The sequence below is a fragment of the Nonomuraea sp. NPDC003709 genome, assembly GCF_040610775.1.
Classification (GTDB): Bacteria; Actinomycetota; Actinomycetes; order Streptosporangiales; family Streptosporangiaceae; genus Nonomuraea; species Nonomuraea angiospora_A.
This window is the reverse complement of sequence record NZ_JBEXMW010000033.1, coordinates 17,683-32,054: the sequence shown is the minus strand read 5'-3', so window position 1 is coordinate 32,054 and position 14,372 is coordinate 17,683. Positions and strand designations below refer to the sequence as shown.

At 70.7% G+C, this 14,372-nt stretch carries 11 protein-coding genes; 3 read left to right on the top strand and 8 right to left on the bottom strand.

The window, feature by feature from the left end:
• Window positions 1-83: 83 nt before the first annotated feature.
• Genes ABZX61_RS56855 through ABZX61_RS56835 form a run of 5 tightly spaced genes read right to left on the bottom strand, consistent with a single transcriptional unit; the run spans window position 84 to window position 6,952 of the window.
• The gene (locus ABZX61_RS56855) at window positions 84-1,913 is read right to left on the bottom strand and encodes a sugar-binding domain-containing protein (protein ID WP_355209318.1); all 1,830 of its coding nucleotides are present in this window, start codon (window positions 1,911-1,913) and stop codon (window positions 84-86) included.
• The gene (locus tag ABZX61_RS56850; protein WP_355209315.1) at window positions 1,910-3,553 is read right to left on the bottom strand and encodes an alpha-L-arabinofuranosidase C-terminal domain-containing protein; all 1,644 of its coding nucleotides are present in this window, start codon (window positions 3,551-3,553) and stop codon (window positions 1,910-1,912) included. Before ABZX61_RS56850 ends, ABZX61_RS56855 begins: the two co-directional genes overlap by 4 nt.
• 39 nt (window positions 3,554-3,592) lie before the next feature.
• Window positions 3,593-4,498 carry a carbohydrate ABC transporter permease gene (locus tag ABZX61_RS56845; protein WP_355209313.1) on the bottom strand — a complete coding sequence of 302 codons (906 nt, stop codon included), beginning with the start codon at window positions 4,496-4,498 and terminating at the stop codon, window positions 3,593-3,595.
• Window positions 4,495-5,439, bottom strand: a complete 945-nt coding sequence (locus ABZX61_RS56840) for a sugar ABC transporter permease (RefSeq protein WP_355209310.1) — start codon at window positions 5,437-5,439, stop codon at window positions 4,495-4,497. Before ABZX61_RS56840 ends, ABZX61_RS56845 begins: the two co-directional genes overlap by 4 nt.
• 22 nt (window positions 5,440-5,461) lie before the next feature.
• Window positions 5,462-6,952, bottom strand: a complete 1,491-nt coding sequence (locus tag ABZX61_RS56835; protein ID WP_355209308.1) for an extracellular solute-binding protein — start codon at window positions 6,950-6,952, stop codon at window positions 5,462-5,464.
• A 256-nt stretch (window positions 6,953-7,208) separates the two neighbouring features.
• Between ABZX61_RS56835 and ABZX61_RS56830 the strand changes: the two genes are divergently transcribed.
• From ABZX61_RS56830 to ABZX61_RS56820, 3 genes are all read left to right on the top strand, one after another.
• Entirely contained in the window at window positions 7,209-8,714 is a 1,506-nt protein-coding gene (locus tag ABZX61_RS56830; protein ID WP_355209305.1) for a sulfatase-like hydrolase/transferase, read from the top strand.
• Between the two features lie 40 nt (window positions 8,715-8,754).
• Window positions 8,755-9,792 carry a LacI family DNA-binding transcriptional regulator gene (locus tag ABZX61_RS56825; protein WP_355209303.1) on the top strand — a complete coding sequence of 346 codons (1,038 nt, stop codon included), beginning with the start codon at window positions 8,755-8,757 and terminating at the stop codon, window positions 9,790-9,792.
• 107 nt (window positions 9,793-9,899) lie between these two features.
• On the top strand, window positions 9,900-11,075 hold the full coding sequence (locus tag ABZX61_RS56820; RefSeq protein ID WP_355209301.1) for a hypothetical protein: 1,176 nt from the start codon (window positions 9,900-9,902) through the stop codon (window positions 11,073-11,075).
• A gap of 59 nt (window positions 11,076-11,134) precedes the next feature.
• Here ABZX61_RS56820 and ABZX61_RS56815 read toward each other — a convergent pair whose 3' ends face one another.
• Genes ABZX61_RS56815 through ABZX61_RS56805 form a run of 3 tightly spaced genes read right to left on the bottom strand, consistent with a single transcriptional unit; the run spans window position 11,135 to window position 14,367 of the window.
• Window positions 11,135-12,577: a sulfatase-like hydrolase/transferase gene (locus ABZX61_RS56815; RefSeq protein ID WP_355209299.1), complete on the bottom strand. Its 1,443-nt coding sequence runs from the start codon at window positions 12,575-12,577 to the stop codon at window positions 11,135-11,137.
• A gap of 15 nt (window positions 12,578-12,592) precedes the next feature.
• Complete coding sequence (locus tag ABZX61_RS56810) at window positions 12,593-13,435, bottom strand: carbohydrate ABC transporter permease (RefSeq protein ID WP_355209297.1); 843 nt, start codon at window positions 13,433-13,435, stop codon at window positions 12,593-12,595.
• A complete protein-coding gene (locus ABZX61_RS56805; protein WP_355209295.1) occupies window positions 13,432-14,367 on the bottom strand; it encodes a sugar ABC transporter permease in 936 nt (311 codons plus the stop codon). Before ABZX61_RS56805 ends, ABZX61_RS56810 begins: the two co-directional genes overlap by 4 nt.
• Window positions 14,368-14,372: the final 5 nt, after the last annotated feature.

Genomic DNA, 14,372 nt, shown 5'->3' with positions numbered 1-14,372 from the left:
TTAACGTGAACGTTAATCCTGGGTTTCGAGGACGCTAACTCGTCACATCCGCGGATGTCAAGGGTGTGCGGTCGCGAGCACGCTCAGCGGTCCCTGGCCGCGCGGCGGGCCGCGTCGATGGCCTCGGCGGGCACCGATCGGGCCGGGCGGGTGAGGATGCGGCGGATGGTCTCCGCGGGCACCTTGGGCTCGCGGTCCTCGGTCAGCAGCCCGTTGCGCTCCTGCTCGGTGTCCGTCAGCTGGGTCCAGCACAGACCGGCCAGCTCCGGATTGTCCAGCACCGCGTCCACGAGCTGCCGGAACCCCTCGGTCAGCTCCTCGGTGGAGCCGACGGTGCCGTACCCGTGCCAGGCCTCGTCCGGCGCCGGGCGGAGGCTGGTCCCGCCGATCTCGGACAGCACGACCGGCTGCCCGCGCCGGACCGGGTCGCCGAGCAGGGCGACGCGCCGCGCGGGCGGGCGGTCGCCGAGGATGCGCGCGAGCGCCTCGGGCCCGGCGTAGCGCTCGCGGATCGACTCGCCGGTGGGCGCGTAGTCGTGCAGACCCCAGATGTCGCTCTCCGTGTGCTCCCACCCGTCGTTGGAGATCACCGGCCGGGTGCCGTCGAGCGCCTTGGTGAGGTGGTAGAGCGCGGCGGTGGCGTGCCGCTGCTCGGGCACGTCCGCCGCGTGCCAGACGCCCCAGCTTTCGTTGAACGGCACCCACGTCACCACGCACGGATGGCTGCGGTCGCGGGCGACGACCTCCAGCCATTCACGGGTCAGCCGCTCGACGGCGCGGGGCGAGTACTCGTACGCGCTGGGCATCTCGCTCCACACCAGCAGGCCGAGCCGGTCGCACCAGGCCAGGAACCGCGGATCCTCGACCTTCTGGTGCACCCGCACGCCGTCGAACCCGAGCTCCTTGGCCAGTTCGGCCTCTCGGCGCAGTGCGCCGGGAGCGGGGGCGGCCAGGTGGGAGCCGGGCCAGTAGTTCTGGGCGAGGACCAGGCGCAGGAACCGGGGCTGGCCGTTGAGCAGGAACCTGCCGTCTCTGACACCGACGCTGCGCAGGCCGACGTACGAGGTCACCGCGTCGATCAGGACGCCGTCGCGGCGCAGCTCGACGCGGGCGTCCAGCAGGGTCGGCCGCTCCGGCGTCCACAGGAGCCCGCTGAGCTCCATCTGGTGCCGGGCGGCCGGGACGGCGATCACCCACCGGCCGTCCCGCCGGTCGGCGCGGCACGTCTGCTCCGCCAGGACCTCGTCCCCGAGGGTGAGGACCACGTGGACGTCCACGGCCGGGTCCGGCCGCTCGGAGAGCTCGACCTCGACGGCGACCGCGGCGCCGGGCACGTCCGGGGTCCAGTGCAGCCGCCGGACGTGCAGCGCGGGTACGACCTCGGCCCAGACCGGCTGCCAGATGCCGGTGGTGCGGTGGTACCAGATGTCGTGGGGCTCCCCGCGCCAGTCCTGCTTGCCGCGGGGCTGGGTCGCGTCGTCGCACTCGTCCTGCGCGCGGACCACCACGACCTGCTCCCCGCCGGGGACGACGGCCTCGGTGACGTCGAAGGTGAAGGGGGTGTGACCGCCCTCGTGGTCGCCGGCGTACTCGCCGTTGAACCACACCCGCGCCCGGTAGTCCACCGCGCCGAAGTGCAGCAGGAGCCGCTCGTCCGGCTCCGGCTCGCGCTCCAGACGCAGCGTGCGGCGGTACCACACGATCGGGTGCGGCTCGGGCTCGTGGACGCCGGACTGCTCGCTCTCGGGCGGGTACGGCACGATGATCGCGCGGGTGAAGGCCCCGGCGTCGCGGTGCCGGCCCTCGGCCAGGCCGCGGTCGTGGTCGTCGGTCGCGTAGCCCCACTCGCCGCACAGGTCCTGCCAGTGCGGGCGGACGAGGAGAGGACGGGGGTGGTCGGCATCCTGGGTCACGAAGGCTCCTCGAGAAGGGTCAGCACGGTCACCGAGTGCGGCGCGATCTCCCACGCCCCGCCGCTCGCCTCGACCTCGCCCAGGTCCCGCACGGCGATCGTGTCCTGCGCGCCGAGCGTGTTGACCGCGCCGAGGCCGGGGACGTCGCCGCCGACGGTGCGCACCCGCGCGCGGGCGGGGGTGGCGCCGGAGCTGCCGTCGAGGACGAGCCGGACGCGGATGGTCTCGTCGCGGTGCCGGTTGACGACGGCCACCCGCACCGAGCCGTCGTCGGCGCGGGTGGCCGACACGTCGATGTACGGGACGGTCATGGGCGCGGTGAGCAGCCGGCCGTCCGGACCCCAGTTGTCGCCGAGCCGGACCGCGGTCGTCCTGGCCGGGCCGTCCACCTCGGACGGCAGCACGGTCCTGCCGGTGTGGTGCCGGTAGAGGTGCCAGACGTGGTAGATCGCCGAGCGCAGCGCGCCACCGGGGCGGGCGACCACCAGGCCGTTGGCGTTGACCAGGTTGACCGGGTTGGCCATGGACACGGGCGCGGGCAGAGCGGCGGAGCGGTGGACGGCGTGGAACACGCCCGCGCAGAAGACCAGGTCGGCGACCGTGCGGGGGCTCCACCGGTTCACCCGCACCCGGCGTCCCGGACCGTCGCCCGCCTCGGGCAGCTCGCGCTCGGCGACGCCGCCGTCGTCACCGGGCAGCGGTTGCGGCCAGTCCTCGGGTTCGAGGTGGCGCATGGTCCACTCGTCGAGCGCGAGCGCGGGCGGGCGCTCCAGGCCCACCTCGGCGGCGAGCTCGGTGACGAGCTGCGAGTAGGCGTGGATCTCCCGCTCGAAGTACAGCGCCTGGGCCACGACGGCGTCGTAGTCGTCGCCGGTCCACAGGTGGGTGCCGGCGCCGTACAGGTGCAGGGACAGGTAGTCCAGCAGCTTGCCCGCGCGGGCCAGCACCGGGCGCGTCCACTGCTCCTGCTGCCAGGGGATGCCGACGCCGATCAGGCGGATCTCGGGGTCGACCAGGCGCATGAACCGGGCGTGCTCGCGGGCGGCGGCGGCGTACTCCTCGGCCGTGCGGTGGCCCATCTGCCACGGGCCGTAGACCTCGTTGCCCACGCCCCAGTAGCGCACCTTCCACGGCTCGGCCCGCCCGTTCGCGGCGCGGCGGCCGGTGAGCGTGGTGGCGCGGGCGGAGTTGGTGTACTCGACCCAGCGCACCGCGTCGTCCACGTTCCGGCAGGAGTGCACCAGGTACGGCTCCGCACCCGCCGCCTCGCACCAGGCCAGGAACTCGTCGGTGCCGAAGCGGTTGGACTCCTGCCCGCCCCAGGCCAGCTCCAACCGGCTCGGCCGCGTCTCGCGCGGGCCGATGCCGTCCTCCCAGTGGTAGGCCGAGGTGAAGTTGCCGCCCGGCCAGCGGATCGGCCCCGGGCCCAGCTCGCGGACCAGGTCGAGCACGTCGGTGCGGACGCCGTTGAGCAGGCCGGGCTCGGCGACGGACAGCGGTGAGCCCTCGTCGAACACGCCGCCCTCGATGTTGCCGAAGAACGCCGATTCCAGGAAATGTCCGTAGACGTCGTCGTCGATCCGGCCCGCCGGGCGGCGGGTGTCGATCGTCACGAGTGCCTCGCGGCCATGGACAGACATATGGTTCAGAACTCCGTTCTTTTCACTGCGACGCCCCTGTCACTGCTTCACCGCTCCCGCGATGCTGTCGACGAACTTCCGCTGGAGGACGACGAACACGGCGATCACCGGGATCAGCGAGATCACGGCGGCCGCGGCCATCCCCGACCAGTCCGTTTCCCGCTCGCCCACGAAGACCGTCATGCCCACGGCCAGCGTCCGCAGGTCGGAGTCGCTGAGCGTGAACACCAGCGGAAGCAGGTAGACGTTCCAGGCGAACAGGTACGTGAGGATGACCACCGTGGCGGTGATCGGCCAGGCCAGCGGGAGCATCACGCGGAAGAAGACGGTGAAGTGGCCCGCGCCGTCCAGCCGGGCGCACTCCTCCAGCTCCTTCGGCAGCTTCCTGAAGAACCCGGCGTAGAGGAGGGTCGAGGCGATCTGCCCGCCCGCGCCCAGGCCAAGTATCACGCCGGCGTGGGTGTTGAGCAGCCCGAGCTGGTCGGTGAGCTGGGTGATCGGGATGATCGTGTAGCCCTCGGGCAGGAAGAACGTGACCAGGAACAGGCCGATGACGAATTTCTTGCCGGCGAAGTCGTAGCGGCCCAGCACGTAGCCCGCCAGGGCGCTGCGCACGACGACGAGCACCACCGTGCCGGCGGTGATGACGAGGGTGTTGACCAGATACCTGGCGAAGCCGACCTCGCTCCAGGCGCGGGCGTAGTTCTCCCAGACCGGCTCCTCGGGCAGCAGACCGAGCCCCGTGCCGAAGATCTCGGGTGAGGTCTTCAGCGACGCCGAGACCAGCCAGACGAACGGGTAGATCCACAGGCCGCCGAGCACGAGCAGCAGGACGGCGGTCACCACCTGCCCGGTGCTCGGGCGGCGGCGCGGCCGGCGGCCGGGCCGCGGGGCCGCCTGGCTGACGGGCGGGCGGGCGGGCCGGGTGTCCGCGGGCGCGGTCATGCCGAGCCCATCCGGCTCCTGGCCCAGCGCATGCCCAGCGCCTGGGCGATCGCGAGGACCATGGTGAGCAGCCCGAACAGCACCGCCGCGGCCGAGGCGTATCCGAGCTGGGGGACGGTGGCCTGGAAGGCCGTACGGAAGATGAAGATCTCGATCACCTCGGAAGAGAAGGACGGGCCCCCGCCGGTGAGGGTCTGCATCAGGTCGAAGACGTTGAACGCCGCCACGGTGTCGATCAACGTGATGATCACCAGGAACGGCACCAGCAGCGGCAGCGTGACGCGCCGGAACTCCGCCCAGGGGCCCGCGCCGTCGATCATCGCGGCCTCGTGGACGCCCTGCGGGATCGTCTGCAGCGCGGCCAGCCAGTAGATGAGGGTGATGCCCAGCCACTTCCACACCCAGACGGCGATCCCGGCGAAGAGCGAGGTGCCGGCGTCGGCGGCGAAGTTCGCCGGCGACTCGATCAGGCCCGCCCAGACGAGCGACATGCTCACCGGGCCGCCGGCGTCCAGCAGCAGCGTGAACACGATGCCGACGATGGCGCCCGTGGTGACGACCGGCAGGAAGAACAGCGTGCGGAAGAAGCCCTTGAACGGCGTCTTCTTCCGGTTGAGCACGATCGCCAGCGCGAGCGCCAGCCCGACCCGCAGCGGCACGGCGATCACGAGGAACACGATCGAGTTCCAGAACGCGTTCCAGAAGAGCTCGTCCTCGATCAGCCGCGCGAAGTTCTCGACGCCGATGAACGTCCCGGCGTCGGCGAAGCCCGGCCAGTCGAGGAACGCGAACCACCACGACGCCAGCAGGGGATAGATGGTGTACGCGCCGTACCCGACGAGGGTCGGCAGGAGGAAGAGGTAGATCCACCAGTCCTTGCGCAGGCGCCTCAGCCGTCCGGGCCGGGGGTGTGCGGAGGTCTGCCCGTGGGTTGTCGTCATGGTGCTCCTGTCCGGCCGCCCCTCAGCGGCCGGCGTAGTCCTGCTGCTCGTAGTCCTTCTTGCGGTCCCAGTTGGCGAAGACCCAGGCGTCGAGGCCGACCTCGACCCCCTTCTCCTCCTTGACCGCCTTGATGGCACGCTCGCGCTCGGTGCTGAGCTGGTCCTTGTAGCGCCGGAGCTGGCCGCCCACGTCGGAGTTGGAGCCGGTCAGCACCGACTGGACGATGTCGCCGAGGTCGGGATGGATGTCGCGCATCTCGGCGAGCACCTGCCACACGCCCGGCGTGCCGACCTCGGGCACCGGTCCGATGCGCACGTCGTCCTGGAAGTTGGCGACGCACTGCCGGTAGGCGGGGTGCACCTCCGCCTCCGCCACCACCTCGGCCAGCGCGGGCGGCTGGTCCATGGCGGCGGCCAGCTTGAGCTGGAACTCCCTGGTGGTCATCTGCAGCAGCACCTCGGCCGCGGTCTGGGCCTTCTTCGACTGTTTCGACACCCAGAACGTGCCGGGCGCCGGAGGGCTGTAGACGAGGTTCCTGGTGGTCTCGGGACACGGGATGTGCCACACGCCGACCCCGCGCTCGACCGCCTCGGGCTCGTCCACGCGCAGGCCGCCGACGAACCACGCGCCCCACGGGTAGATGGCCGCCTGCCCGGCGGCCCAGCGGGCGCGGGCGTCGCGGGGGCCCATCGACGCGGACGCCGGGTGGACGACCTTGTCCTTCTGCAGCGAGACGAGGAACTCGACGGCGTCGATGTACGGCTGGGAGTCGTGGACGTACTCGCCCGTCTTCCAGTCGATGGCGCCGGGCCCGGGGGCGCCCGCGGCCATCGCGAGCCGGTGCACCAGCGCCGCCAGGTACGCGGGGTCCTTGAGCGGGATCACCATCCCGTACGCGCCGGCGGCGTTCCCCTTGGTCACGCGGCGGGCGACGTCGCGCAGGTCGTCCCAGGTGGCCGGCTCGTCCTCGGGGTCCACCTTGGCCTCCTTGAGCAGCGCCGTGTTGAACCACGGCACCGCCTCGTGATTCCGGCCGGAGAACGGCGCGAAGGAGTAGATCTCGCCGTTGAAGCGGTGGATGCCGTCGTAGAGCTGGCCGGCGACCGGGCTGCCGGCGAAGTCGGCGAGCTTGCCGACCGGCTGGAACCAGCCCTCGCTGACCAGGGCGGCCGGGGAGACGGCGCCCAGCCCCGCCAGCGAGTGCACGTCCGGCATCTGGTTGCTGCGCCGCGCCACCTGCAGCGCTTGGCCGAGGTCGGGCGCGTCCATCTGGCGCCGTTCGATCGTGACGCCCGAGTGGCTCTTCTCGTAGGGGCTGAAGAGGTCGCTCTCCAGCATCTTGGTCAGCGGCCTGAACTGGTCCCACCACTGCAGCCCGCTACCGGCGGCCTGGCTCTGGCGGCTCATCTGCCCGCCGCCGGTGCACGCGGTCAGCGCCGCCGCCAGGACGGCGGCGCTCGTGCCGCCGAGGAACTGGCGGCGGCTGACGTCACGGCGCCCGGCGCCTGACACATCGGGCAGGGTTCCAAGGATTCGGCGATGCGACCCCATGGCGACTCCTCTTCGTCGTCGAGTCGGTCACGATCCCGCCCAGCCCTGAACCTTCAGGGACCCCCGTGAAGCGGTTCCATGTTTGCGCTAACCTATGACCGCCACCTATCAGCGTCAAGGTCATGACGGTGAGGTTTCTTTGAGCTGCAGCTCAGGTGCCATGATCTCCGCTGCTGACGGTGAATCCGATGTTTGCGGAAACAAGCATGGAGGCCTGATGAGCCAACCCACGAACGTGCTCTTCCTGATGACCGACCAGCACCGCGTCGACACCCTCGGCTGCTACGGCAACCCCCACGTGTCCACACCGCACCTGGACGCCCTCGCCGCCTCGGGCACCCGCTTCGACGCCTGCTACACCCCGTCGGCCATCTGCACCCCCGCCAGGGCCAGCCTGCTGACCGGCGTGCTGCCGTTCCGGCACCGGCTGCTGGCCAACTACGAGCGCAACGTGGGGTACTCGGAGGAGCTGTCGGACGAGTTCACGCCCTTCTCCCACCGCCTGCGCGAGCACGGCTACAACGTCGGCATCGAGGGAAAGTGGCACGTCGGGCGGCGGCGCGGCCCCGGTGAGTTCGGCTTCGACGGCGCCCACTACCCGGGCTGGCACAACCCGGTGGGGCACCCCGACTACCTGGCCTGGCTGGAGCGCCACGGCCTGCCGGGACCCGAGATCAGCGAGGAGGTGCGCGGGGTCTTCCCCAACGGAGAGCCCGGCAACCTGCTCGCGGGCGTCCTGCACCAGCCGGGGGAGGCCACGTTCGAGCGCTTCCTCGCCGACCGCACGATCGACCGGCTCGAACGCTACGCCGAGGACTTCCACCGCGACGGCCGCCCCTTCTACATGGCCGTGCACTTCTACGGGCCGCACCTTCCCTACCTGCTGCCGCGGGAGTACCTGGAGATGTACTCGCCCGACCTGGTCGAGCTGCCCGAGTCGATCAAGGAGACGTTCGAGAACAAGCCGCCCGTCCAGCGGCGCTACAGCGAGCACTGGACGCACGACACGCTCGGCGAGGAGACCGCGCGCCGGCTCGTGGCCGCGTACTGGGGGTATGTGACGCTCATCGACGAGCAGGTCGGCCGCCTGACCGAGGCCCTGGAGCGGCTCGGCCTGACCGGCAGCACGGCGGTGGCCTTCACCGCCGACCACGGCGAGTTCACCGGCGCCCACCGCCTGCACGACAAGGGCCCGGCCATGTACGACGACATCTACCGCATCCCCGGCCTGCTGCGCGTCCCCGGCTCGCCGGGCGGCGCGTCGACCGGGGCCTTCGTCAGCCTGGTCGACTTCACCGCGACGATACTCGACCTGGCGGGGGCCGGCCCCGAGCCGGGCGCCGACGGCCGCAGCCTGGTGCCGTTCGCGCTGGGGGAGGAGCCCGCCGGCTGGCGCGAGGACATCACCGCGGAGTTCCACGGCCACCACTTCCCCTATCCGCAGCGCATGTTGCGCACGCGCCGGTTCAAGCTGGTGGTCAACCCGGAGAGCGTCAACGAGCTCTACGACCTGGAGGAAGATCCGTCCGAGCTGACCAACCGCTACGGCGACCCGGCGCTCGGCGAGGTCCAGTCGGCGCTGATCGGCCGTCTCTACCAGCGGCTTCGGGCCTCCGGCGACAATTTCCACCACTGGATGACGTCGATGTACGCTGTCGGCGGCAAGGACTACGACACGTCCTTGAGCGACTTCGAAGGAACCAATCACCAGGGCCTGGCCTGACCTTGTTCAGCGCTGCTACGAGGAAGGGAGAGCACCCCGCGTGGCTCGGCAACCAGGAACGGGGGCGTCCGGCGGCCCGTCGATGGCGGATGTCGCCAAGATCGCCGGTGTGTCAGGACAGACCGTGTCGCGGGTCGTGAACGGCAACGACCGGGTGACCGCCGCCACGCGGCTCAAGGTCGAGACGGCCATGAGACAGCTCGGCTACCGCGCCAACATCGCCGCGCGGGCGCTGGCCACCGGCCGGTTCGGCACGATCGGCGTCGTCATGTTCAACCTCAGCGCCGTGCTCAACGTCCGCATCCTCGAGGCCGTCGTGACCGGCGCCCAGGCCCGCGGCTACTCGGTGAGCGTCGCGATGGTCAACGGCCCGACCGAGAAGGACATCCGCGCCGCCGTCCGCGGCCTCACCGACCGCGCGGTGGACGGCGTGATCGTGATAGAGGCCCGGGTGCTCGACACCCCCCACCTGCAGCTTCCCGAGGAGGTGCCGGTGGTGATCGCCGACAGCAGGGCGGCGCACCGGCACCCCACCTTCGGCATGGACGAGGCCGCCGGCGTCCGCGCCGCCGTGGATCACCTGCTCGGGCTCGGCCACGCCACCGTTCACCACGTGGCCGGGCCGGCCGGCTCGAACCCGGCGCAGCGGCGCCGGGCCGCGTGGCAGCGGCTGCTGAAGCGGTCGGGCCGCGCCGTCCCGCCGCCCGTCGTCGGCGACTGGTCCCCCCAGTCGGGGTACGACGCCGCCCGCCGCCTGCTGGCCGACGACGACGTGACCGCCGTCTTCGCCGCCAACGACCAGATGGCCGTGGGCGTCCTGCAAGCGGCGGCCGAGCTGGGTCGCAAGGTGCCGGACGACCTGAGTGTGGTCGGCTTCGACGACCTCGACTTCGCGCCGTTCCTCATCCCGCCGCTGACGACCGTCCGCCAGGATCTCGCCACGGTGGGCCGCCGCTGCCTCGAGCACCTGATCATGCAGATCGAGGCCCCGCAGAGGGCCGAGGCGTCCGCTCCCGCCAGCAGGTTCGTCCGGCCGGAGCTGGTGGTGCGGGCCTCCACCGCGCCGCCGCGCCGCTGACCTCACCGCCACCGCCCAGGCCGTTGACAGGCCGCTCGGGTTAGCGCAAACATGAATGTGCTGAGCTGAACAACGCATCGGCCTTCCCTTCCGAGAAAGCAGGTCACATGCTGCGCCGACTGTCGATCATCGCCTTAACCGCGGTTCTCGCCGTCTCGCCCGTCACCCACGCCGCCGCGGCGGAAGGAGCAGAATCCGTGCCCGACGCCAAGCCCCTCGCCCGCGCGTACGGCGCTCTGGGAGCCAACTTCAACCAGAACCTCGACGCCCTCGACTACCGGGAACTTCGCGAGGCCCGTGCGCGGTGGGTCCGCGGGTTCTTCCCGATGCCCGCCGCCGACAAGGGCGACCCCGCCGAGCACTTCGCGATCAGCACCATCACCAAGGCGGCGGCGCGCGGCTACGACACCGTCCTCAGCCTGAAGTTCCCCTACGACGCGGCGTCCTTTCCCGCGCCGGGCAGCCCCAGGATGGCCGCGGAGCTGGCCCGGCTGGACAAGGTGCTGCCCACGGTGATGGGCAAGGTGGACATCCTCACGATCGGCAACGAGCCCTTCATCGAGAGCCTGCCCGCCGAGCGTGACCGGCGCCTCAACGAGTTCTACGAGACCGTCGCCCGGCACGTGATCGACTACCGGCGTGAGCGGTGCGGCGCCGACTGCGGCACCGCGCTCTACATGGGCGCGCTGAACCGGCTCGACCTGCCGGACCGCCGCACGCCGGCGGCCGAGCGCTGGATGACCTTCGTACGCCAGACGCCGGAGATCGAGGGCGTGGACATCCACCCGCACATCCCCGCGCCGGAGAACGCGCAGCCGTTCCTGGACTACATCCTGCCGAGGATGCGCCCCGACCAGACGTTCCTGGTCACCGAGTTCTCTCTCGTCTGGTACTGGCAGCAGCACCTGAAGGACCCGGTCGCGGCCACGTTCGCCCAGAAGTACGGCTTCCCCTCCGGCACGCTGGTATGGCAGGTCATCAAGGCCGCCATCGACAAGCCGTTCAGCGAGCGGAAGTGGGACGACTTCCTGGCCGGCAGCCCGTGGTTCACCAGCCAGGCGGGCTTCCTGCGCGACCAGATGAAGCTGTACCGGGACACCGGGCGGCTGGCGGTCGCCACGTACGCCTTCAAGCAGGACGACCTGATGGTCGAGAACTTCGGCCCCGGCAAGGCCCCGTGGCTGCTCAACAGCGTGTACGCCCCCTACACCGTGCAGCCCCGCGGCGCCCTGTCGGGGCGCGGCTACTGGCTCGACGACTTCCGCGCGCTGCAGCGCCACTGACCAGGCCGCACCGGCCGCCGCTGACCGCGGCGGCCGGGCTCGCCGGCGCGCTCGTGGGATCACCAGTGCGCCGTCCGCGGCTGGCTACGATCTTCGGTGGCGACCAGGACGTCGAGCAGCAGCTCCTGCAGCTCGGCCCGGACCGCCGCATGAGCCGGGTCGTCCCACAGGTTGTCCAGCTCCATCGTGTCGGTCTCCAGGTCGTACAGCTCGCCGGAGCGCGCTCGGGTCGTGGACGGCGCGCCATGGTAGACGACGACCTTCCAGCGGTCGTGCCTGAGCATCGTGGTGTGCACGGGCTCCTCGTACGGGTGGCCGCTGTTGCGGTACTCGCACAGCGCCCAGTCCCTTGCCGGCGCGTCCTGCTCGCCGCGGGCCGGCGGCAGGAGGTTCAGCCCCTGCCCGCGGGGGAGTGGCGGTGCGCCCGCGGCCGCGAGGAACGTCGTCGCCAGGTCGATCCACTGGACCAGCCCGGCCCGCCGCTCGCCGGCGGGCAACCCGGCGGGCCAGCGCATGACGAGCGGCACGCGGACGGCGCACTCGTACATCATCGGCCCCTTCAGCATGAGCTGGTGATCGCCGAGCATCTCGCCGTGGTCGCTGGTGAAGACGACCAGCGTGTCCTCGGCCAGGCCCGCCTCGTCGAGGGCGGTGAGAATCCGGCCGACTTCGTCGTCGACGAGACTCACCATCGCGTAGTAGTTGACCCTGACGTCGTGGAGCTCGGATTCCGTGTACTCCGTGTAGCCGCGTGCGTGGCCGGCGTAGGAGCGGTGCGAGGCCTCGGTCTGCACGGGCGGCTTGCCGGCGAGCTCCTGGTCCCGGGTGACCGGACGCCGCAGGGCCTTTCCGCGGTAACGATCGACGTACTCCTTCGGCGCGCCGAACCCGTGGTGCGGGTCGAAGAAGTTGGCCACGAAGAAGAACGGCTTGTCCGCGTCGCGCGAGCGCCGCAGGTAGTCGATGGTCTCGTCGCCGATCCACCGGCTGTAGTGGAACTCTGTGGGAAGCGTGTCGAAGCCGGCCCCGGAATTGGCCTGGGCGGCGGCCTCGTACAGGTCCGGCCGTACGGCCCGCAGCCACCGGTGGTAGGCGTTCTCGGACGATCCGACGTAAGGGTCGTGTGCCCACCGGAACACGCGGAAGCCGTCGTCCAGGCGCGGTTCGAGACGGCCGCCGAAGCACGCCCCGCCGACGTGGAACTTCCCGGCCAGGCCGCAGTCGTAGCCGTGGTCGGCCAGGGTGCGCGAGAACAGGTGCTCGTGCGCGGGCAGCCCGACGCCGTTCGCCCAGGCGCCGTGTGCGTGAACGTAGCGGCCCGACATCAGGCTGGCGCGGGAGGGGCCGCAGACCGGGCTCTGTACGTAGCAGTTCTCGAAGAGCACGCCCTGGGCCGCCAGCCGGTCGAGGTTGGGCGTGTCGATCTCGTCGTTGCCGTAAGCGCCCATCGCGTCGAAGCGCTGCTGGTCGGTGCAGATGAGCAGGATGTTCGGTTGATTCATGTCTCTCATTCGAGGTCAGGACTTCACGGCCCCGGCGACGCCTTCGACGAAGTAGCGCTGGAGCGCGAGGAAGACGACGAGCAGCGGAATCAGGGAGATGGTGCCCGCGGCGGCGAGGCCGGACCAGTCGGTGGAGTTGGTGCCACGGAAGGCGAGCATGCCCACCGAGAGCGTACGCAGGTCCGGGCGGCTGAAGGTGAACACCAGCGGCAGGAAGAAGTTGTTCCAGGCCGCCAGGAAGGTCATGACGCCCACCGTCGCGGTAACCGGTCCCGCGAGCGGCAGCATGACCCGGAAGAACGTCCGCAGGAAGCCGGCGCCGTCCATGATCGCCGCTTCTTCGAGCTCACGCGGGATGCGGCTGAAATAGCCGGCGTAGAGCAGGACGGCGGCGACGTGGCCGCTGCCCGCGAGGGCGAGGATGACGCCCGTGCGCGAGTTCAGCAGTCCCATGAGGTCACTGAGCTCGACCACCGGGATGATGGTGAGCCCGTGCGGCGCGAACAGCGTCGCGACCAGCACGGCGACCACCGCGCGCTTGCCGATGAAGTTCCGGCGGGCGATGACGTAGCCGGCCAGCGCGCAGCGCAGGACGACCAGCGCCACGGTTCCCAGGGTGATGAGCACGCTGTTCGCGGTGTACAGCCCGAAGTCGGCGTCCCGCCAGGCACGTACGTAGTTCTCGAAGTGCAACGATTCGGGGATCAGGCCGAGCCCTCCGGAGAAGATCGCCAGCGAATCCTTCAGAGAGGCCGAGACGATCCACAGCAACGGATAGATCCACACCAGGCAGACGACGGCGAGCACGATCACCTGTGCCCAGATCCCGAGACGGCGGCGTCCGGCGGCGGCGTTCATGAGCTGCTCCTGGCGCGGTTGGCGAAGCGGATGCCGATGGCCTGGATCGCCGCGAAGGCGAGGGTGACCAGCCCGAACAGGACGCCGAGCGCCGCGCCGTAGCCGAGCCGGGGCGTGGAGCCGGCGAAGGCCTGCTGGTAGATGTAGACCTCCGTGGCGAGGGTGGAGAAGAACGGCCCGCCGTTGGTCATCGTCAGGACCAGGTCGAAGATCTGCATGGTCTCGATGGCCGTGAGGAGGGCGATGATGATCAGAAAGGGCTTGAGCATCGGCAGCGTCACGTGGCGCAGCGCGGCCCAGTTGCCCGCGCCGTCCGTCTTGGCCGCCTCGTGCACCGAGGCGGGGATCGTCTGGAGCGCGGCGAGCCAGTAGACCAGGGTGATGCCGAACCACTTCCACATGTGGACGCCCATCACGGTCCACAAGGAGGTTCCGGGGTCTCCCAGGAAGTCGACCGGCTGGTCGACGATCCCGAGGTCGAGCAGCAGCTGGTTCACCGGGCCGCCGGCGGGGTCGAAGACGAACCCCATGACCACGCCGATGATCGCCGTCGTCGTGACCACGGGAACGAACAGCGCGGTCCTGAACAGCTTGGCGAACGGCAGCCCCGGGTTGTTCAGGACGAGCGCGACCAGCAGGCTCAGCCCGACCCGTACCGGCACGGTCACCGCGATCATCGTCAGCGTGATCCCGAGCGACTTCCAGAAGAGCGGGTCACCGAACGCCTCGCGATAGTTGGCCAGGCCGATGAACGGCCGCTCGGCGCCCAGTCCGTTCCAGTCGAGCATCGAGTAGTACAGGCTGGAGATGATCGGCCAGACCGTGTACGCGCCGAACAACAGCAGGGTGGGCAGCAGGAAGACGTATGCCCACCGCTCCGACCAGATCCTGGCGGCGAATCCTCGGCGACGCGCCGAGCTCTTTCGCGTCACGCTGC

Bases quoted from the DNA above. Each gene is read 5' to 3' on its own strand.
- ABZX61_RS56850 (WP_355209315.1), bottom strand. From the start codon at position 3,553: ATGTCTGTCCATGGCCGCGAGGCACTCGTGACGATCGACACCCGCCGC.
- ABZX61_RS56845 (WP_355209313.1), bottom strand. From the start codon at position 4,498: ATGACCGCGCCCGCGGACACCCGGCCCGCCCGCCCGCCCGTCAGCCAG.
- ABZX61_RS56840 (WP_355209310.1), bottom strand. From the start codon at position 5,439: ATGACGACAACCCACGGGCAGACCTCCGCACACCCCCGGCCCGGACGG.
- ABZX61_RS56830 (WP_355209305.1), top strand. From the start codon at position 7,209: ATGAGCCAACCCACGAACGTGCTCTTCCTGATGACCGACCAGCACCGC.
- ABZX61_RS56820 (WP_355209301.1), top strand. From the start codon at position 9,900: ATGCTGCGCCGACTGTCGATCATCGCCTTAACCGCGGTTCTCGCCGTC.
- ABZX61_RS56815 (WP_355209299.1), bottom strand. From the start codon at position 12,577: ATGAATCAACCGAACATCCTGCTCATCTGCACCGACCAGCAGCGCTTC.
- ABZX61_RS56810 (WP_355209297.1), bottom strand. From the start codon at position 13,435: ATGAACGCCGCCGCCGGACGCCGCCGTCTCGGGATCTGGGCACAGGTG.